At 64.2% G+C, this 18,517-nt stretch carries 10 protein-coding genes; 2 read left to right on the top strand and 8 right to left on the bottom strand.

Going from position 1 to position 18,517, the window contains the following annotated elements:
- Positions 1 to 18 precede the first annotated feature (18 nt).
- The 8 genes from TQ29_RS06750 to TQ29_RS06715 form a co-directional block, all read right to left on the bottom strand.
- Positions 19 to 2,223, bottom strand: coding sequence for a TonB-dependent receptor (locus tag TQ29_RS06750; RefSeq protein ID WP_054538532.1), 2,205 nt, complete (start codon positions 2,221 to 2,223; stop codon positions 19 to 21).
- A 41-nt stretch (positions 2,224 to 2,264) separates the two neighbouring features.
- Complete coding sequence (locus TQ29_RS06745; protein WP_054538531.1) at positions 2,265 to 3,515, bottom strand: MFS transporter; 1,251 nt, start codon at positions 3,513 to 3,515, stop codon at positions 2,265 to 2,267.
- A 391-nt stretch (positions 3,516 to 3,906) separates the two neighbouring features.
- Complete coding sequence (locus TQ29_RS06740) at positions 3,907 to 4,089, bottom strand: hypothetical protein (protein WP_054538530.1); 183 nt, start codon at positions 4,087 to 4,089, stop codon at positions 3,907 to 3,909.
- Between the two features lie 188 nt (positions 4,090 to 4,277).
- Positions 4,278 to 4,991, bottom strand: a complete 714-nt coding sequence (locus TQ29_RS06735; RefSeq protein WP_082386557.1) for a hypothetical protein — start codon at positions 4,989 to 4,991, stop codon at positions 4,278 to 4,280.
- A 227-nt stretch (positions 4,992 to 5,218) separates the two neighbouring features.
- Entirely contained in the window at positions 5,219 to 10,966 is a 5,748-nt protein-coding gene (locus TQ29_RS06730) for a DUF11 domain-containing protein (RefSeq protein ID WP_054538528.1), read from the bottom strand.
- A gap of 84 nt (positions 10,967 to 11,050) precedes the next feature.
- The gene (locus tag TQ29_RS06725) at positions 11,051 to 13,690 is read right to left on the bottom strand and encodes an NEW3 domain-containing protein (RefSeq protein WP_054538527.1); all 2,640 of its coding nucleotides are present in this window, start codon (positions 13,688 to 13,690) and stop codon (positions 11,051 to 11,053) included.
- A 58-nt stretch (positions 13,691 to 13,748) separates the two neighbouring features.
- On the bottom strand, positions 13,749 to 14,261 hold the full coding sequence (locus TQ29_RS06720; protein WP_054538526.1) for a hypothetical protein: 513 nt from the start codon (positions 14,259 to 14,261) through the stop codon (positions 13,749 to 13,751).
- A 344-nt stretch (positions 14,262 to 14,605) separates the two neighbouring features.
- Entirely contained in the window at positions 14,606 to 15,226 is a 621-nt protein-coding gene (locus TQ29_RS06715; protein ID WP_054538525.1) for a response regulator transcription factor, read from the bottom strand.
- Positions 15,227 to 15,531: 305 nt separating this feature from the next.
- On the opposite strand from TQ29_RS06715, the gene TQ29_RS06710 reads away from it, so the two are divergent.
- Both TQ29_RS06710 and TQ29_RS06705 read left to right on the top strand, forming a co-directional pair.
- Positions 15,532 to 15,924 carry a molybdopterin-dependent oxidoreductase gene (locus TQ29_RS06710; RefSeq protein ID WP_328705639.1) on the top strand — a complete coding sequence of 131 codons (393 nt, stop codon included), beginning with the start codon at positions 15,532 to 15,534 and terminating at the stop codon, positions 15,922 to 15,924.
- A gap of 21 nt (positions 15,925 to 15,945) precedes the next feature.
- Complete coding sequence (locus TQ29_RS06705; protein ID WP_054538523.1) at positions 15,946 to 18,510, top strand: ATP-binding protein; 2,565 nt, start codon at positions 15,946 to 15,948, stop codon at positions 18,508 to 18,510.
- Positions 18,511 to 18,517: the final 7 nt, after the last annotated feature.

Below are 18,517 nucleotides of genomic sequence, written 5' to 3'. Positions count from 1 at the left end.
CGCCCCGCCGCGACGGTGTCAGAAGCTGACGTCATACCCGATCCAGAAGCGGCGGCCCTCGTCGGCCACCAGGATCGCCTCTCCCGTCAGCGGGTTGGTGCGCACCACGCTGGCGGTGCTGTTGTACTGGTCGCGGTTGAACAGGTTCTCGACACCGAAGCTCATGCTGCCACGCCCGACCGGATAGGCGCCGCGCAGGTTCACGCGGATGTTTTCCTCGACCTCGGGGTAGTCTTCGACATCGCGGGCGCTGGCATAGATCACCTCGCCCCCCAGCTCTAGGCCGGAGCCGAAACCATAGCCGGTATAGAGCGTTGCGGTGAAGGGCGACACGATGCGGTTGTTCGGCAGGTAATCGTCGATATCGCCGTCGTCGTCGCTGTCATACTTGCCTTCGGTGTAGCTGGCGATCAGGCCATAGTTCAGCCCGGCGGCGTTGGTGTAATCCACCGTCACCTCACCGCCCCAGACCCGCTCTTTCTGCTGCGACACCGAGTTGGTCACGGAATCGAAGGTCGTGCCGTCATCGGATGTGGACAGGAAGGCCGAGGCGTCGACCCGCAGCGCACCGTTGCGATAGCGCGTGCCGATTTCATAGGTATCGACAATCTGTGCCTTGGGCTTGATATCCGCGAAGGACACGCTGGTGGAGCCGTCAAGCCCCGCGCGGCGGGTGAAGGCCCCCACGTCGGGCAACGAAAAGCCCTGGCTGAACCCCGCATACAGATCAACCGCCGGGGTGGCGTGATAGACGCCGCCAATGTTGAACACGGTGGCCGAGTAATCCTCTTCGCCGCCGGTCACGTCCGCTGCCGGAAGCAGGGCATAGGCCGCCGCCACATCGGCGGGATAGCCAAGCTGAATGGCCTGAAGGCTGCGCCCCAGATCCGACGCGGCGGGGCGGATGAAATCGTCGACATCCAGTTCGAACCGTTCGGCGCGCATCCCCATCGACAGATCGAAGCGGTTGCCCACCGGAACCTCAAGCTGGGCGAAGGCGGCCATGCTGTCCTGCGTCATCGGCGCGATCACATCGGCGCCGTCGAGCAGGGCCTGCTCGACCTCGTCGCGCCCGAAATCGAAGCCCCAGGTCAGCTTTGCCCCGGCGGCCAACTGATCCAGCCCCGAGCGGAAGGTGAGGTTGACGCCGTATGTGTCGGTGTTCAGCTCGGTCTGCGCATCCGCGTCCTGGGCATAGCCGGGCACGCCGGGCGGATAGACGATGACGGCGGCGCTGCCGGTATCGACGTAATACTGGCTGTTGGCGATGCCCGGCTCCACAAAGGCCGCGCGGCGCTTGGTGCTGGTGGCATAGGCCGTCAGCTCCATCTCGCCGAAGCTCAGCGTATCGTTGCGGTAGGTCAGTGTCAGCGCCTCGGACTCGTCCTTAACATCGGCGCCGGTATAGGGGTTGTCCTCATCGACACTGACGGGCCTTGTCAGATAGTCGGTGAAATAGTCGCTGTCCTGGGTGAAGCGCGAGACGTCGAACCGCAGATCGAACTCATGCGGGCCGACGGCATAATCGGCGGCGAACCCCAGCGCGTACTGATCATAGTCGCTCGAGCCGCCCTGCCCCACCAGCGGATCGCCCGCCAGCAGATCGCCGTTGCCGTCGAAACGATCGCCCATTGTTTTGCCGGTCAGTTCCAGATGCAGGCCAAGATCGTTCACCCGCTTGTCGCTGGTCACCGACACCTCATAACCCAGGCTGTCCCCGAGATCGTCCTCCTGGGCCGACAGGCGCACCGATACGCTGGCGGCATCGGCATCGGCGGGTTTCTTGGTGATGATGTTGATGATCCCGCCCGTCGCGCCATTGCCGAACCGCGCGGACGAGCCCTTGATGACTTCGACTCGTTCGACCGATGCCGGATCGATCAGCGCCAGTTCCCGCGAAAAACCGCGCAGCTCGCTGGTGCGGGACACGCCGTCGATCAGGATCTGCGCGCTGCGGCCACGCAACGTCTGGCTGGCCCCCGAAATCGTGCCGTTCGAGGGGGCGAAACCGGGGATCAGCGCCGACAGCATCTGCTCCAGCGTCTTGCCCCCCGCGCGCGCGGTTTCCAGCGCGTCGCCCGAGATGACCTGCACCGCCCCCGGAATCGCGCTTTGCGCGCTGTTGCTCCGGGTGGAAGAGATCACGATCTCGTCCAGCTGGAAGGGTTCATCGCTTTGCGCCAGAGCCAGGCCCGGCGCGCCGGCCGCAGACATCAGGACCATGCGGCAAACGGTCGTTCGAAGGTTTCTCAATCCAGACTCCATCAGTTGACATCCGCGCAGGGCGCGGAAGAACGGGTTGCTTGCTTTTCAGGGGGGTGAAGGGCGGCACCGCGCAGCAGCCGCAGGGCCAAGGTGCCAACGACACCAGACAACAGCGTCGCGGCCCAGAAAACCGGACCGTATCCGAAGGACGAAGCCAACAGCCCCGCCGTCATCGAACCGACCATGTACATCAGCAGGTTCACACCCGACAGCAGCGTGAAATCGGTGCCCGCCTGCGCCAGCGACGAAAAGCGCATGAAAGCGGTGAACAGGCCGACGATCTCGATATACCGGGTGAAGGTGTTCGCGGCCGAAAGCACGACCAGCGGCCAGAGCCCCGGATCGCCCGCATCGGCCAGCCCGTACCCCGCAAAGATAAGCGTGCGCGCGATCACCAGCCCCAGAAAGAAGGCGCGCAAGCCATAGCGCGCGATCACGAACGCCCCCGCCGCCGATCCCGCCAGCCCGACCAGCGCCGCCGACGCCCCCGAGATCAGCCCGATCTGAGACAGCGACAGGCCCGCATCGACAAGGAACGACTGTTCAAGCGATTTGATCAGGCCCTCGGGCAGGCGGAACAGGATCGCGAAGGCAAAGATCGCCCACGCCCCGGGCCGCGTGAAGAAACGGCGCAACGATGCCGGCCGCGCCGATACCGGCACCTCGCGGCGGGCATGGGATTCCGGCAAAAGCACGAAGGGCAGCAGGATAAGCAGCGTGAGTGCCGCCACCACCGCCAGGGCCCCGCTCCATCCGATCGCATCATGCAGCAGCAAGGTCCCCGATCCGCCCAGCAACACGCCCGCAGCCACAGCGCCGCCTTGAATGGCATTGCCGATGTGCTGCTGCTCCGGCGGCAAATGCTCTACCGCGTATCCATCGGCGGCCACGTCCTGTGTGGCACTGCTGAACGACATCAACATCAGGATCGGAAAGAAACGCACGGCGTCGGCGGCCGGATCGAGCAGCGCCAGCGCGGCGATGCACAGGATCGTGACGGTCTGCGCGGCCAGCACGATGCGCTTGCGCCCGATGGCCGGCCTGCGCGACAGCCGGTCGATCAGCGGCGCCCAGAGAAACTTGAAGACCCATGGCGCCAGCAACACGCCGAACGCCCCGATCACCGCCAGATCGACCCCACGCGCGCGCAGGATCGGCGGCAGGGCCGCAGCCACCATGTAAAGCGGCACGCTTTGCGCGACATACAGACCGACAAGCGAGGCAACGAGCGCCTTGGACCGCAGGGCCATGCGAAACCTCTTTTTCTGAGGGGTTGGTTTCGCTGGCAAATGCTGGCTGGTTGAGGAAGGTTTTTAGCGGGGCCTCCGCAATCCTGCAAGCTTTCTGAATAAAATACTCAGGAATTATTTTCCAAGCAATAAGTTTTATTCATAACAAAGCATTATCCAGAATTCTGAGAGCATTCCCGGCTCAAGACACAGAACACCCACCTGTTTCAACGCAAATACGACCCCACCAGCGGCGACAAGCGCGACGCGTGGAACCGCTATTCGACTACAGGATCCGGCGGCAGCTCCGTCCTGGACAAGACACGCGCGCCGACCTCATCCGACAGGGCGGCAGGATCTGGAACAAGCGAGAATTATGGCAGCACGCTTGCTCCGCGTTTTTGAGACATCGTCAGATGCGCTCGCCGATGACCTGCCGCGAAAAGACCTGGACACAAGCCAGCCCGCTATGTTCCCAGACAAGAACGCCTTGGGCACTGCTGTAATCGCCGGTCTTGACGCACACGATCTGCTCACGGGGAACGCGCATGGCCTCATGATTTTTGCCATGCAAGCTTCTGAACTGAACAACCATCTTTCAACCTCCTGTTTCAACTGCCATCAGTGTTGCAGGCCGTGAGGTTTTTTTCGCCCTTTCGCTCGGCTAATCGCCCTATGCTTCGGTATATATGCCCGCCCCGAAGGAAGGCCCGCGCAGCTCGAACAAACGAAAATGGCGGCCACGGCCGCCACATCACCTTTCTGCGTCACCCCGCTGACAGGCTATCCCCTTTCGCTCGGGAATATCTTTCTCATGTGGGCGTCGAACTCATGCCAGGTGATCACGGCCCGGTTGCCGGCATGACCGTGATAGTAAGAGCGGCCCGTCGACGTTGGAAAACCGGCCCAGATGCCTGCCAGGTTCTCCATGAACCGATGCCTGCCGATCCGTCCCGCCAAGAACGCGCCATAGCCTGCATCTTCGAGAAGGATATCGGCCAGAAGATCCTGAACCTGGCTTGAGAACACCGTGCCCGGAGTCAGCCCGGCCTCGCGCACCAGGCGTTTCAGGGTGGGCGGTATGAACTGATAGCGGCCGATCGCATGCGGCTGCCCCGGCGTTTCGCGGATCCATTGATATATCTCGCCGATCGTCATGTGGGTCGGCGGCTTTCCCGGTGGCTTTCTGGCGCCGAGCTGAACCGCGTCATATCCCTTCCGGCCCGCTTCGGTCCAGCCGATCAGGTGCTTGAGATACGCGGCCGGGCCGGAACCGGTGCCAAGCGGGATGTCACGCATCCGCACGGCCCCTGCCCGCTTTCGCATCGACTGATCCAGATGAATCCGGTTTTGCGGCGCGTCCGGCAGAAGGGCGAATGAAATATCGCCCCCCTGCATCCTGCCATGGCCCGCAAGTGAAAACGTCTCGGCCGGCGCCTGCTGCGCGGCAAATATTGCGGACAGGCAAAGGGCGGCGGTGGCTCCTCTCGCCTTCATGGGACACTCCATTCGTAAATGCGACAATGAGCAGAGTTTGCCGGTTGGCCCGCGAGAATTCATGCGCTCAAGCGGGTAATCGCGGCCGCTAAAGCATAGCTGCCCCGCCCTGAAGAACGCCTTGTGCCGGGGCCGGCATCGTTCGCGCCCGCGATCGAACGGCTGATAAACGAGCCACGCCGCAGATGCGCATGCGGCGTGGCTCTTCCCGGCAAATGACCCGTTGGTCAGTTGCCCAGGAACCCGTCGAGCTGATCCCACAGGGAATTGTCGAGCAGCAGATTGAGGCGCAAATAGAACCCCTCCTGATAAAGCGCGCTTTGGCCGGCCACCCGCCCGGCGGCCTTGTTGTAGCCAATGGCGATCAGTGTTCCTTTTGCGGGCGCGACGCCGAATTCGGCGCCTAGGCCGCTTGTCGCGTTTTCGGCGCTGTCCCAAAGATGCGCCACGTTCACGCCGATCTGGAACCGGTCTTCCCCGAACTCGTAGTTCAGCCCGGCCTGAAGCAACTGGGTGGTCGAACTGGCGGAAGCGCCCCCCGAAACGCGGATGTCCTGATACTGGCCCGCGTATTTTCCGTTCAGGCGCAGGTCCTGATCCACCTCATAGGACGCATCGACAGACCACAGATGGGTCTTCGACTTGTTGTACTTCTGCTCGAGACGGTGCTCATACCATGCCAGAACCTCAAGGCGCGGGTCGCTCACCGGGCGGTAGGCGATGCCGGCGCGCGTTCTGATCCGGCGGTGGACATCACCGTTGCGTCGATCCACGGCCACCCGGCTGCGCCCGAGCAACGTGAGATCGGGCGTGATCCTTCCGGCAAGACCTAGGCTTGCATAGTGGGTTCTGCCGCTTTCCTCGAAGGTCGTGTCGAAATCCGCATCGCCCACCCGGTTTCCGTCGGCCGAGGCCCACTTCACGCCAAGCGCGACGCTCGTCAGCTCGTGTTCATCGGCCTCCATGCGGCGCACGTGTTCGATGTCGAGGCTGAGCGCGGTGGTCTCGTTCATCTCCCAACCGGCCGAAACCGCCTGATTGAGCGTGCTGTCCGTCTCGGCCGCGTCGCGGCTCAGTTCGGTCCGGCCGCTCAGCCATTCGTTCAACTCATAGGAAAACCCGAGTTTCGAGCGCGTCATGGCCGTCTCGTCGCCGAAGCTCAGCTCAACCTCGTTATAGGTGCGCCAGCCCGCCTTCGGCTCGCGGTGCATGCCCAGGGTCAGCTCTGTGAGATGCTCGCGCCCGCTCACGGGATGGCGCAGCTGCGCCTCGATGACGGTGCCGGGCCGATCGCGCGGCGTCCAGTGGCCGCCCAGAACCAGCGCCGTTTCCGCCTCCGTGCCATCTGCCTGACGGTCGCGGCGGTACTCCAGCCCGATATCCCCGCGGAATTGGTTGGTGAATTGCCGGGAGTAGAGCGTATCCACCGTCAGCCTTTCGACGTCATTGATCCGGTCACGAACGAATTCGGCCCCCACCAGAACGTCGCTGTCGCGGCCGAGTTCGTGGCCATAGCTCAGCCGAACCTGATCCGTCCCCGGCCGCGCCAGCCCGCCGTGCGACAGGAAATCGCGCCCGGTATGGATCGCCTCGGCGCTGAAGCGCACGACGTCCGACTGGTATTCGTAAGACAACCGGGCCGCGGCATCCGCGTCTCCCTGCGCATCTTCCGACCGCGCGATTTCCGCCTCCCAGATCCCTCCGGCCGCGTCTTCATGGCGGATATAGCCCGATTGCAGCCGCTCGCGGGCGGGATTGCCGGTGGCCGCGTCGGCGTGAACGGCCCGCGCGCCGATGGTCGTCCGGTCGCTCAGGGCATAGTTCACCTCGCCGCCATAGAGCCAATAGCGTTCGGCGCCCTCGGCCTCTACCTCATAGGTGACACGGATCGACACCGGGTTGCCATCCGCATCGAGCTGGCGCACGGGGCTGTCGAAGGTGATCGTGTTGCGGAAGAAATCGAGCAGGTAATCCGTGCCACGGCGCAGGGGCGTTGCCGAAAGCACATCGCCGCCCTCTTCGTCACGTACCAGGATCTCCACCCGCTCGGACCCCTGAACATACCCGCCCAGGTCCAGATCATAGGGCCCCGAGACTCCACGGCCCGGCATCTCCTTCACCATCTGCTCCTGCGCGGTGCGCGCGCCGAACACCGTGACGGAAACCTTGTCGTCCTCCCAGTGCGCACGGGCCCCGGTGGCCACACGGCGCAGGCCGCCGAGCTTCAGCGCGCTGGCCTCGGGTTCGATCGCGATATCCCCGTAAAGGATGTAGGAGCGCCCCTTTTCGACCTTCACATAGAGGTTCTCCGACGATTGCGCGTCATGGCCGCGCTCGGAATTGTCGCCGTAGACCGGGTAATATTCGTCGCCGCGGATGTCGCGGAACAGCCGGTCTTCGGTGTCGCGGTCGGAACTGTAGCGCAGCGTCAGCAGGGCGTCGCCGCGGACCACACCTTTGAGATAAAGCTCTCCGCGAACCCCCGTCGTGGTCTCCTCGAAAGAGCTGAAACGGTCCGGCTCCAGCACGGCGCCGCCGCCGCCACCCAGCGAAACCGCGCCTTCGATGACCCCGACGAGGATACGCTCCTGAAGATCCGGCGTGAAGGTGATGGCCGCTTCGGCACTGCCGAACGCTCCCGTTACGGAGATACGATCGGGCCCCGAAACCTGCGGCGGGATCAGCCCGAACGTTGCCTCGCCATTGTCGAGATAGGCCTGCACGCCGGGCGTGCCGGTGCGGATGTCGGTCACGTCCCACAGCGCGCGCCGCGCATTGAGCGTTACCGTGCCCGAGGCCGGAACGGGCAGCCCGCGCGCATCGAGTACACGCACCACGACAGGCACGACAGAGGCCGGGTTCGCCGGGGCCGTCCGGGGCATGATGATCTCGAACCTCGCGGGTTTTCCGGGCGCGATCAGGCGGATCTCGTTGCGCGCACGCTCGATCCCGAAACCGTCGCTTCCGATCAGGGTCAGCCGGTTTTCACCCGGATCGAGCTTGACCGCGATATATTCGAGCGCCTGAACATTGTTGCTTGCCCAGCTGGTTCTTTCCCCCACCCTGTCGGAGCCCAGCGCGCGACCGTTGAGCATCAGAGACAGCGACAGGTCGGCCTTGCCCTTGACGCGGATGTTCTGCGTGCGCCGTGCAACGGTTTGCCCGTCCGCGAAATCGATGAAGCCGGGCGCGGCGTCCAGCGCCCGGATCAGCGCGTCGAGCGGCTGGCGGCGTGCCGACGCCTCGGCCTTCTCGGCCACATTGCGGGCCTGCCCCGCCTCTGCGTCGCCACCCGACAGCATGCCGGGGGTGATCTGCGTCGTCGTCGCGATACCGGCCTCGCTGCGGGCTGAACGCACGGGCGCGCGCTGCCCCTCGATCGGAAGATCCGCCGCGTTCAGCGACGCCGGCTGCCGCTTCTCTTCGAAATGCGCACGGCGCTGTTCAACCTCTTCCAGGGCCTCTGGCGTGCACGCGGCCACGGCGAAATGCTCGGCCCGCATCTCCCCTTTCCTGAGCGGGATCAGCCGGGAGCCGCCCCGCCGCAGATCGTTGGTCCGGGTCACGCCGACCTCGGTGCCTCGGGGCAGCGTCTCGCTCTGCACGAGGAACGCATGGGTAACGGGGCGCAGGCCGTAGAGCAAATATTTACCGTCGATATCGGTGACGACCGAAAGCCCCTCCTGGGTGACGATCCGCACCCCCGGGATACCGGGTTCGGATGCGCCGCCGCGAATACCGTCACCATTGCAATCCATGAACACCGACCCGACGACGGTGCCCTGGCGCGCGAAAACGCCCCCGGAATTGTCGAGCCGGACCATGGCCCGCGCGACGGGCGACTGGCGCGGCGTGCCCGTGCCCGCCTGCCGGCCCGAAAGCACGGCGGTGTTCTCGTTGCGGCCTTCACGGGCGGCGGCGGTGAAATGCATGACATAGCTCAGCTCATGGCTGGAAAGCGGCCCCAGCGTGCCGAGCGCATAGACCAGATCGCCGCTTTGATCGGTGGCGGGATCGGCCAGAGGCTGACCGTTCAGCACGGCCGAGCCCGGAACGAGCGTGACGCCGTGGGGCGGCCGGTCTAGCAATTCGGCACCGATCAGGGCCTGATGCATGTTGTTGGTGAAGCTCAGCGTATAAATCACGTATTCGCCATTGGAAACGCGTTCACGTTCGGCCGCTTTCCGCAGCGACAACGGCGCGCCGTAATGCGGATCGACGGGGATGTCGGATACGAAAAGCAGGCCCCCCCCGTGATCGAAGGCGGCGCCATAGCCGGCCTCTGTCATCCGGCGGCCCTGCCCGGGAAAATCCAGCCGGACCGACGGGAATTCCCAGGCCGGCGCATCGACCACCGCATAGCGATAGCGGCCGGCGGGCATGTCGCCGAAGGCGAAGAACCCGCGCGGGTCCGTCATGCTGCGGGCCAGTTCCGCGCCGGTGGCCGCATCGACCAGGGCGATGGCAATCCCGTCGATGGGCGCGTTTGTCACCGAGTTGAAGAGAAAATTCCCCGGATTGATCAGCAGATCATCCTCGAGGGCGGCACCGGCGCATTGCGTGGCCGCGACCAGCCTATCGCCATGCTCGGTCGCCATGACATTGTCGCCGGCCAGGGCAAGCTCCATCCGCGCAAGCGGGAGCGCCGCGGTCAGGAATACCCCCGCATTCGGGGCGATCTCGGTTGCCGTGAGCGTTTCGACATCCCCGGTCAGCACGCTGCGAACCGTGATCACGGCACTGTCGACGCCCGCAGACAGGTTGCAGCCGCCGGCGGTCAGCCGCAGGCGCGTATCGCTCCCCGGGCTGGCGTGGGGCTGCGCGGCGCCCGTTTCGGGGCTTTCGAACCGAAGCTCGCCCGAACCGGAATTCTCCCGGCTGTAGACAGTCGTGTTCGAAGCCAGAACGATGCCGGAGTCCTCGCCTTCCAGAAAGGTCGCGGCGGTGTTTGCGATGCTGACATCGCCCAGAGCGGCAGGCAGGCGCACCGAAAACGCGGGATCGCTCGCATGCCCGACGGGGTAATCCCCCTCCATGAAAAACGCGACGGCGTCGATTTCCCCGGCCACGCCTGGCTGGGCGGTCCGGTAGTCCTGCGGGGCGTCGCCGCTGCGGTGAAAGAGCGGCAGCAGGCCGCCCGGGTCGGCGATGCTGACGAATGTCGTGTTCAGCGGGATCGCGTCGCGCACCAGCACGCCGGAACGCACCTCGCCGTCGATGCGGATCGGCGCGTCGCCGATGGCGGAATAGCCCGGCACGTCAAGTTCGGAATTGTTGCGCAGGCGCAGCGTGTAGGTAAGAAGCGCCGCAGTATCGGTTTCCCGGATCGACTGCTCCTTTTCAAGCTCCAGCGCGCCGCTGACAATCTTCGTCACCCCGAGCGCCTCGCCTGCGAGGTCCGCATCCGCTGTGGCGCCCTCGGCGGTTGTCGCCGTGACCGTCAGGGTCGACCCCAGCGTGGCGCCCGGCGCTGCGTTGAAGGAGACGCGGAATTCGTAGATGAGCTGAACACGTTCGCCCGCCAGCAGGGAAAAGGGGGTGGAGAGATCGAACGCCGCCTCGCCCTCATCAATGCGGCCATTGCCATTGAGATCCGGCACCAGCCGGGCCTCCCCGATCAGCCCGGCGCCGGCCCTGTCTTCGACGGCCAGCGCCGCCTCGAGCGGCACGTTGCCGGTGTTCAGCACCTCGAAGTAATATTGTGCCATCGCGCCGCGGGTCAGGAGCAGATCGGAATATCCGATGACCTCGATATCGGCGACGGCCGCCACCCTTGCCTCGACCGCGTTGGAAAGCACCGTTTCGACGATCCCCAGAGCGGTGTTGAAATAGCTCGTCTGGGCGATGTTGCGGATCAGGGCGCCGGCGGGCGCGGGGTCTGCTGCCGCGGTTTGGGGGAGAAGAGCAAGCATCAGTGCGGCAGCCCGAACCGATATCGTGGCGCGTGCGCCGATTGTCTGAAGAAAACTGCGCATCAGCTTGCTCCTTGCAAAAAAAATGAACTTCGGGGAATGAGGCGCCCCCGGAAGGGGGACAGGCCGGGGGCGCCAGGGGGTCGCTTACTCGCTCACCTTCACGGTGAACTCGAGCCGGGCGAACCCGCCGGGCAGAACCGAGCCATGATCGCTCGACACGTTGGTCGAGGTGATCGTGGCGGTGCTGCCTGCCGGGAAGAGGGCTTCGCCGCATGCGCCACCACAGTTGGTGATCGATGTGTAGGCCGGTGCCGCGTCCGAGATGGTCACGTTCGTGGCCGTGGCCGCGCCGGTATTCTCGGCCTCGACCAGATAGCGGATGCACTGACCGGGCGCGACGTCCTGACGGGTCTTGGTGAAGGTGCCCACCGAGCCGTCACAGTTCGGATCGACATACTGATACTTGCTCAGCGCCATATCGCCCGAGATGATGACGATCCGGTCTTCCACCGCGTTGTCGGCGGTGTTGCCATCGGTCGCGGCGCCGCTGTTGAGCGCGGTTCCCAGGCTGAGCGTGCCGATCTCCGAAACGCCCGTGGTTGCCGTCGAGGGCGATTGCACACGGTAGATCACCGAGATGCTTTCACCGGGGGCCAGACCGTTCACACCGGCCGAAACCCCGTCGGTCAGATCGTTGAAGTTGTCGATCACCGGCTCCGAGGCATCAAGCACGCCGTTGCCGTTCTGATCCCAGAAGATGGCGCCCGAGAAGTTGGTGAGACCACTTTCCGCGATCGAGCCTTCGGTAACGGCCACGTTGCCGTTGTTGGTGATCGTATGCAGCAGATCGACGATCCCGCCGGGGGCTGCCTGTGCGCTCTGGTCGTCGATGATCTGCACGTCAAAGATCTCGTTGACCGTCACCTGGTTCACGATCCGGTCGCCCTGCCCCGAAACCGACGAGACAAGCGCGATATCGACCAGCGTATCACCCGAAAGGGCATCGTCGGTCGGCGTCACGATCACCTGGAAGGCCTGGCTGCCACCGGCCGGAATGGTGCCGGTGTTGCTGACCACCGAACCATCGGCGAGGCGGAACTCGACCGTCCAGCCTTCGGGCAGCGGCTGCGCCAGCGACAGGTTATAGCTGTCGGACACGGGGCCTTCGTTCTGGACGACCATGTCGAAGGTCACCGGCTGGCCGGGATCGGTGGCGCTGGTCACCCAGGGCGCGCCGGCATTCGTCGGTGCCGCGCCATCACCTTCGGCGCCTGTCACCGCATTCTCCAGATCGACCGAAGCCGCGAGAACGGCGCCGGTGAACTCGGCGGTCGAGACATCAGAGACACCCGAACCATCCGAGGTCGTGGTGACGGTGGCGGTGTAGTTGGTGCTCGCCGTCGGCGCCAGATCGGTCGGAAGCGTCGCGATCAGGGTCACCTTGGCGCTTTCGCCGATGGCCAGCGGCCCGACCGACCCGACAACGGGCGTCACGCCATCGGCCCCGACGAAGCGGAAGGTGGTGCCGGCGGGGAAGTCCACATTGGCGACCTGAAGCGACAGGCTGTCGGCCTGGTTGGACAGGTTCGTGAGCACGAATTCCTGCTTGATCACGCCGCCCTGATAGACATCGCCCGCTTCGGTCACGACGTCGTTGCTGGCTGCATCGTCATCGGTTGCCGAGGCGATGGCGGTGTTCGCCGAGCCATCGGCGTTGATGGCCGTATCCGCCACGGCAACCGCATACTGGTTGTCGACCACGATCGAAGCGGTGTTCGACGGCGGGAAGGCCACGCCGTTGACTTGCTGGCTGGCGGTATTGGTGATCACGCCGGCATTGGCGGTGCTGGCCACGACCGCCTGGAAGGTCACGCTGCCCGACCGACCCGACCCGACCGAGGACAGCGAGAAGTTGACCGTCTGCGCATCGTCGTAATCCCACGCCAGGGTCTCGCCCGCGCCGTTCGTGGCATCGACCGAGGTGGAGGCATTGTTATCATCCAGAGCACCGGCGGCATCCGACCAGCTCGCCGATCCCGGCACATAGGTCAGGTTGCCCTCGAGAATATCCTGCACCACGTAGTTGTTCGCGGCGGTCAGGCCCGTGCTTGAATAGGTCAGGGTGATGGTCACGGTATCGCCGGCATCGATGATGTTGGGATTGCCGCCCGACGCTGCATCGGCCACCATCGACTTGACCAGCTCCACGATGGCATCGTTCGAGATCGTCAGCGTATCCGTGTTGACGCTTGTTTCGGCACCATTCAGAGCCGACACCGCCGTGACGGTGATCGTGTCCGATCCGGTCGCGGTCGAGGGCACGGAGGCTTCGATCACCACGCCGAACTGCTCGCCCGGCGCCAGGGTGGGCGTTTCGGTCAGCGGCGTCGCGCTGTCGGCCACGCCGTCCATGTTGGCGTCGGGGTAGAAGACCAGCTGCGAGGTATCGAGCGTGCCGCTGTCATCCTCGACGGCGGTCAGCAGGAAGTTGTCGGGGCCGTTGCCTTCGTTGGTGATGATATGCGGCAGGAACGCCTTGCCGCCCGGCGCGATCGTCTCGGTGTTGTCGGATGTCAGCGTGACACCGGCCACCTGCTGCACGATCGTCTCGACCGTGTTCGAGGTCACGGTGATCGTGTCGCCGGCCGAGTTCGTATAGGTCGCCACGGCCTGGTTGCCGATGACAGAGCCCGCCTCGGGCGCGGCTGCGAAGGCTGCGGCCCCGACAGCGGCACTGAGCGCCACGGCGCTGGCAGAGCGCATGAAAAGGGATTGATAAGTCACTGTTTAATTTCCTCTGTTCCAGGATTTTGGGTTAGGAGAACGGACCCGGCGGGCCGGATCAGTCGACGCGGACGCGATAGGTGTTGAGGGCGCTTGCGCCCGGCTCGAGCAGTTCGGAAAAGACCCACCGGACAGCGGCCACGGCCTCTTGGGGCAGCGGCTCTTCGCGCAGGGAGCCATCCGCGTCGGCAACCTTGCGCATCGCCGGCAGGGTCGACCATTCAAGCCCGTCCTGTTCGGGGTCGAGCTCGGCCTGCACTTCGAAAACGGCGGCCACCGAAGTGGTTTCGCCGCCGATCTGCAACGAGACACCCTCGGGCACGGGGGCCGCGATGACGATGCCGCCCATGGCGGCTTCGGTCATGTTCTCGTGGTGCAGCTGATAGTGGATGACTTCGCCGGGCCGGACCGTGCCGCGCTCGACAAGTTGTTCCTGCCCGTCGTCACCGGTTTCGACGACAAGAAAGGAGAAGGTGCTGGAAAGGGCTTCTGCGAAGGCTGGCAGCCCGACCAGAGACAGCGCCACCCCGGCCAGCACGGCCCGGGAGGTTCTGGGGATTTGAACAAACATCTACATCTTCCCATAAAGGCCGGAGCGAGCGCCGGCGGTTGCGGTGAACGGGCTCACGAGCGGAGCCGTCCTACGCACATGATTTCGGGAAAGACGCAGGGATGCATTTGCACTTAGGTCTAAGTGCTTGAGCGTGCAGGCAGTTCTCTAACCTTAAGGATAGTCGCGGCTACCGCACCGGAAGGCGCTATGGCGCATTCGGACGGGTGCCGAGGCCGCCGGGCGGGGGCACACGAACGCCGGCGGCTGGCGGGGCGGGCCTGTCCGGCCCCATGCCAAAGGGGGCGCTCGTGATGCGAACGCCCCCTTGGCCGAAAAGGATAGTTGCGGAACTTGTGGCTGATCTAGACGAAGCCGGCGTCGCGCGCGATCATCGCCGCGTCCGTCCGGTTCTTCGCATCGAGCTTTCGGCAAAGCGACTTGACGTGCAGCTTGATCGTCACTTCCTGAAGATCGAGGTCTCGTGCGATCTCCTTGTTGGATTTCGCGCTCATCAAGCCCCTTAGAACCTGTTTCTCACGATCCGAAAGTGCTTTTTCGAAATCGGTTTCCTCGGGGCTGTCCTTGCCCGACATGAAGTTCACCGGCGCATAGGTTTCGCCGGCCGCCATGAAGCGCACGGCGTTGACCAGTGATTTCGCCGGCAGGGTCTTGGGCAGGAACCCGATCGCGCCCATTTCCAGCGCCCGCTCGGCGATGAGCCGGGTCGCGGTGCCCGAGATCAGGCCGACAGGTTTGCCGCCGTTCGCCTCTAGCGCGATCTGCAACCCGTCCAGCCCTTTCATCCCCGGCATGGTGTAATCCAGCAAAACCAGATCGAAGGGCCCCTCGGCCCTGATCTTCTCGAGCGCCTCGCTCAAATCGCTTGCCGCCACCGTATTGGTCGCGCCATCGGCATCCAGGAACATCGCTATGGTCTCACGGACCATATCGTGATCATCGGCGATCAGTATCTGCAAAGTCATTCTTCGTTATCCTCCAGCGCCGCCACCCGGTTGGAGTGATCTTACTGATAGAGCGGCTTTTTCGCAAAGAACAGTGTAGATCGCACGCTCCCGGCTTTCCTGTACCAAATTCTCCGCGAACTATACCTTCGTATAGGGGAAATGATCTTCTGATCACTCACGACTTCCCGCCAAGGGCCCTAAAGTCGCCTCATATCTTTGAAAGAAGGGGCTCCGAAATGAGTTGGCAAAGGTTTTTCCGAGCGGTTTTGGCATGGGTTTGCAGCATCGCATTCGTCGCGGCGGCAAGCGCGCAGGGCCCCGTTGTGCTCCTGGTGACGGTGGGCGACACGCGCCACGCGTTCAACCTGGAGGATTTGCAGGCCCTGCCCGCGTCGTCCTTCCAGACGACGACAATCTGGACGGAAGGCGCGCAAACCTTCCGCGGCGTTTCGCTGAAGGCCCTGCTGGAGTCACTCGATGTAACGGAAGGCGTGATTCACGCGACGGCGATCAACGACTATTCCGTGACCATCCCGATGACGGACGCAACAGCCGACGGGCCCATCATCGCCTATGCCGCGAATGACGCCCCCATGTCGCGCAGGGGCAAGGGCCCGCTCTGGATTGTGTACCCCTATGACAGCGATCTGAAGTTTCAGACGGAAACCATCTACAGCCGGTCGATCTGGCAGCTGGACCGGCTTACAATCGAATAAAGTCACGGCTTGGGAGCATTGATGGGCGACAAGACAAATCCGGTTCCGCGCGGCACATGGGTCAGATACCTGCTGGTTCTGGCGCTGTTCGCCGGGATGATTTTCTCGGGCTATCTCGCCTTCAATGTCTGGAACAGGATCCGGGCGCTCGACAGTGCGCAGAAGGATCATACCGAATGGGTCTTCTCGCAGCTCGAGATCGAATACCTGAAGCTGGACCGCGCCCTTGATCAGGCACGATCCGGCGCGCCCGAGGATCTGGAGAACCTTCGCAAGCGGTTCGACATCTTCTTCAGCCGGGTGGAAATCGCCGAGAGCCTCCAGAACACTGGAAACGTGGCACCCGAGATCCTTCGGCTGCGCCGCATGCTCGACACGCAGACCGCGCTGATCGATACAGGCGATGCGCCGCTCTTCGACGGGTTGGACAGGCTGCAGCGCGCTCTGCGCCAGGTCGAAGAGGTTCCGAGGGACATTGCCCTTGCCTCCATTGCCATCGCCGCCGAAGCCGCGCAGACCGAACGGCAAAAGATCGTCCGGCTGATCGAGATACTCGTCCTGGTCGTGCTGGTCGTCACCATCGCCCTTGTCGGCGCGATCATACGTCTTTCACGCCAGGCCACCGCGCTGAACCGGACCTCCCGCCAGGCCGAGGAAAACCACCTGAGATTGGCCACCACGCTGCGCGCCTCTCTGGATGCGGTCGTGGTTATCGATGACGAGGGGCTGATCAGGGATTTCAACGGCTCGGCCGAAGAGATATTCGGCCTCTCCCGCGCGGCCGCTCTGGGCCAGAACTTCATCGAGCTTCTCATCCCCCCCCACCTGCGCGAGCAGCAACGCCGCAATCTCGCGGCCTTTCGCTCTACCGGTCAGACTTTCTTTGCCGAAGCCGGGCGGCGGGAACTCGAGATGATCGATTGCCGCGGCCGCGTCTTTCCGGTCGAGTTGTCGGTCTCGCTTGCGCGTTCGGCCGACGGGCCGATATTCGTCAGCTATATCCGCGACATAACCGACAAGCGGCAGAAAGAGGCGGAAATCACCCGCGCCCGGGACGAGGCGCTTGCCGCCTACTCCGAGAAATCCCGGTTTTTCGCCATGATGAGCCATGAGATGCGCACCCCGCTGAACGGCGTGCTCTCCGCCCTGCAGCTTCTGAAAGACGGCCGCCTCGATGATGAGCAGCAGAAATACCTCGACGCGGCCATCACCTCCGGCGACATCCTGCTCGGCCATATCAACGACGTACTCGCGATCGAGCGAAGCGAGGCGGATACGGACGATCAGCAACTGCAGCCCTGTGACCTCACCGCGCTGACATCCGGCCTGATCGGCACGATCGATCCCCTCGCCAAGACCTCGGGAACGCGGCTGCATCTTGATCAGAGGGGCCTGAACGACCGGCCGATCATGACTGACCCGCGCGCGATACAGCAGATTCTGGTGAATCTTCTCAGCATCGCGATCAAGTTCAGCCCCGACGGAGATGTCACGCTGCGCGCCTTCTACAAGACATCCGAAGACGACAGCGGCGGGATGGCGCTGCATCTCGAGGTCGTCGACGATGGCCCCGGCATCCCGCCTGAAGACATCGAAAGGATTTTCGAGGATTTTGTTTCGCTGGACAGCCGTTACGAGCGGCGCACGGGCGGAACCGGCCTGGGGCTCGGGATCGTCCGCCGGCTGGTCAGGCGCCTCGGCGGCGAAATCCATTGCGCGTCGGCCCCCGGCGCGGGCGCCCGTTTCACTGTCCGGTTGCCCGCCACCCCGGCCGTGGCGCCGGCCCTTCCCGCCCCGCCCTTGCCGGTAGTCGCGCAGGCGCGGCGTGCCCCCCTGCAACTGCTTGTCGTGGATGACAATGAGATCAACCGGGATCTGCTTCAGGCAATGTTGAAGCGGCTGGGGCATCAGGTCACGCTTGCCACCGGTGGCCGGGAGGCCGTGGCGCTGGCCGAAAACACCAGGTTCGACGTAATTCTTATGGATATCTCCATGCCCGGGATGAACGGCATTCAGGCAACCCGGGCGATCCTGTCGGGCACAGGGCCGAACAGAAAGACCCCGGTTCTGGCGGTCACGGCCCATGCCCTGCCCAATGAGCGCGAAGAGTTCAAGGCGGTCGGCATGTCGGGTTTGCTGCTCAAACCGCTGGACATGAAAGCGCTCGATACCGCGCTGAGCGACCTGGCATCGGCGAACGGGGCGGCCGTCACCGGGGAATGGGGCGCCGCGGCCCCGGAACACGCGTTTGACCGGCCGGTTCTCGACGAAACCCAGGTTTCGGAGCTGCTCGAGGTGCTGGGGCGAGACAAGCTTTCCGAGCGTCTCACGACCCTGGTGCAGCGTGTGGATCAGGATCTTCCCGCCCTGGTTGGCGCCCAGGCGGTGCGGGATCTGCAAATACGTTCCCATGCCATGGCGGGCATGTGCGGGATGTTCGGGGCGGATCGTCTGCACGGCCTGCTCGAAGATATCGAAACGGCCTGCAAGGACGGTAACGCGCAAAAGGCGCGCGCGCTCGTGGAACTGCTGCCGGCCGCATGGCACCACACGCAATCCGCATGGCGCCAGAGAATTCTTCAATAACACAATA

The sequence above is a fragment of the Actibacterium sp. EMB200-NS6 genome (genome assembly GCF_001305615.1).
GTDB classification, from domain to species: Bacteria; Pseudomonadota; Alphaproteobacteria; order Rhodobacterales; family Rhodobacteraceae; genus Actibacterium_A; species Actibacterium_A naphthalenivorans.
The sequence above is the reverse complement of the archived record's forward strand: the minus strand, read 5'-3'. Positions and strand labels throughout refer to the sequence as shown.

Bases quoted from the DNA above. Each gene is read 5' to 3' on its own strand.
- TQ29_RS06735 (WP_082386557.1), bottom strand. From the start codon at position 4,991: ATGAAGGCGAGAGGAGCCACCGCCGCCCTTTGCCTGTCCGCAATATTT.
- TQ29_RS06745 (WP_054538531.1), bottom strand. From the start codon at position 3,515: ATGGCCCTGCGGTCCAAGGCGCTCGTTGCCTCGCTTGTCGGTCTGTAT.
- TQ29_RS06740 (WP_054538530.1), bottom strand. From the start codon at position 4,089: ATGGTTGTTCAGTTCAGAAGCTTGCATGGCAAAAATCATGAGGCCATG.
- TQ29_RS06705 (WP_054538523.1), top strand. From the start codon at position 15,946: ATGGGCGACAAGACAAATCCGGTTCCGCGCGGCACATGGGTCAGATAC.
- TQ29_RS06750 (WP_054538532.1), bottom strand. From the start codon at position 2,223: ATGGTCCTGATGTCTGCGGCCGGCGCGCCGGGCCTGGCTCTGGCGCAA.
- TQ29_RS06730 (WP_054538528.1), bottom strand. From the start codon at position 10,966: ATGCGCAGTTTTCTTCAGACAATCGGCGCACGCGCCACGATATCGGTT.
- TQ29_RS06720 (WP_054538526.1), bottom strand. From the start codon at position 14,261: ATGTTTGTTCAAATCCCCAGAACCTCCCGGGCCGTGCTGGCCGGGGTG.
- TQ29_RS06715 (WP_054538525.1), bottom strand. From the start codon at position 15,226: ATGACTTTGCAGATACTGATCGCCGATGATCACGATATGGTCCGTGAG.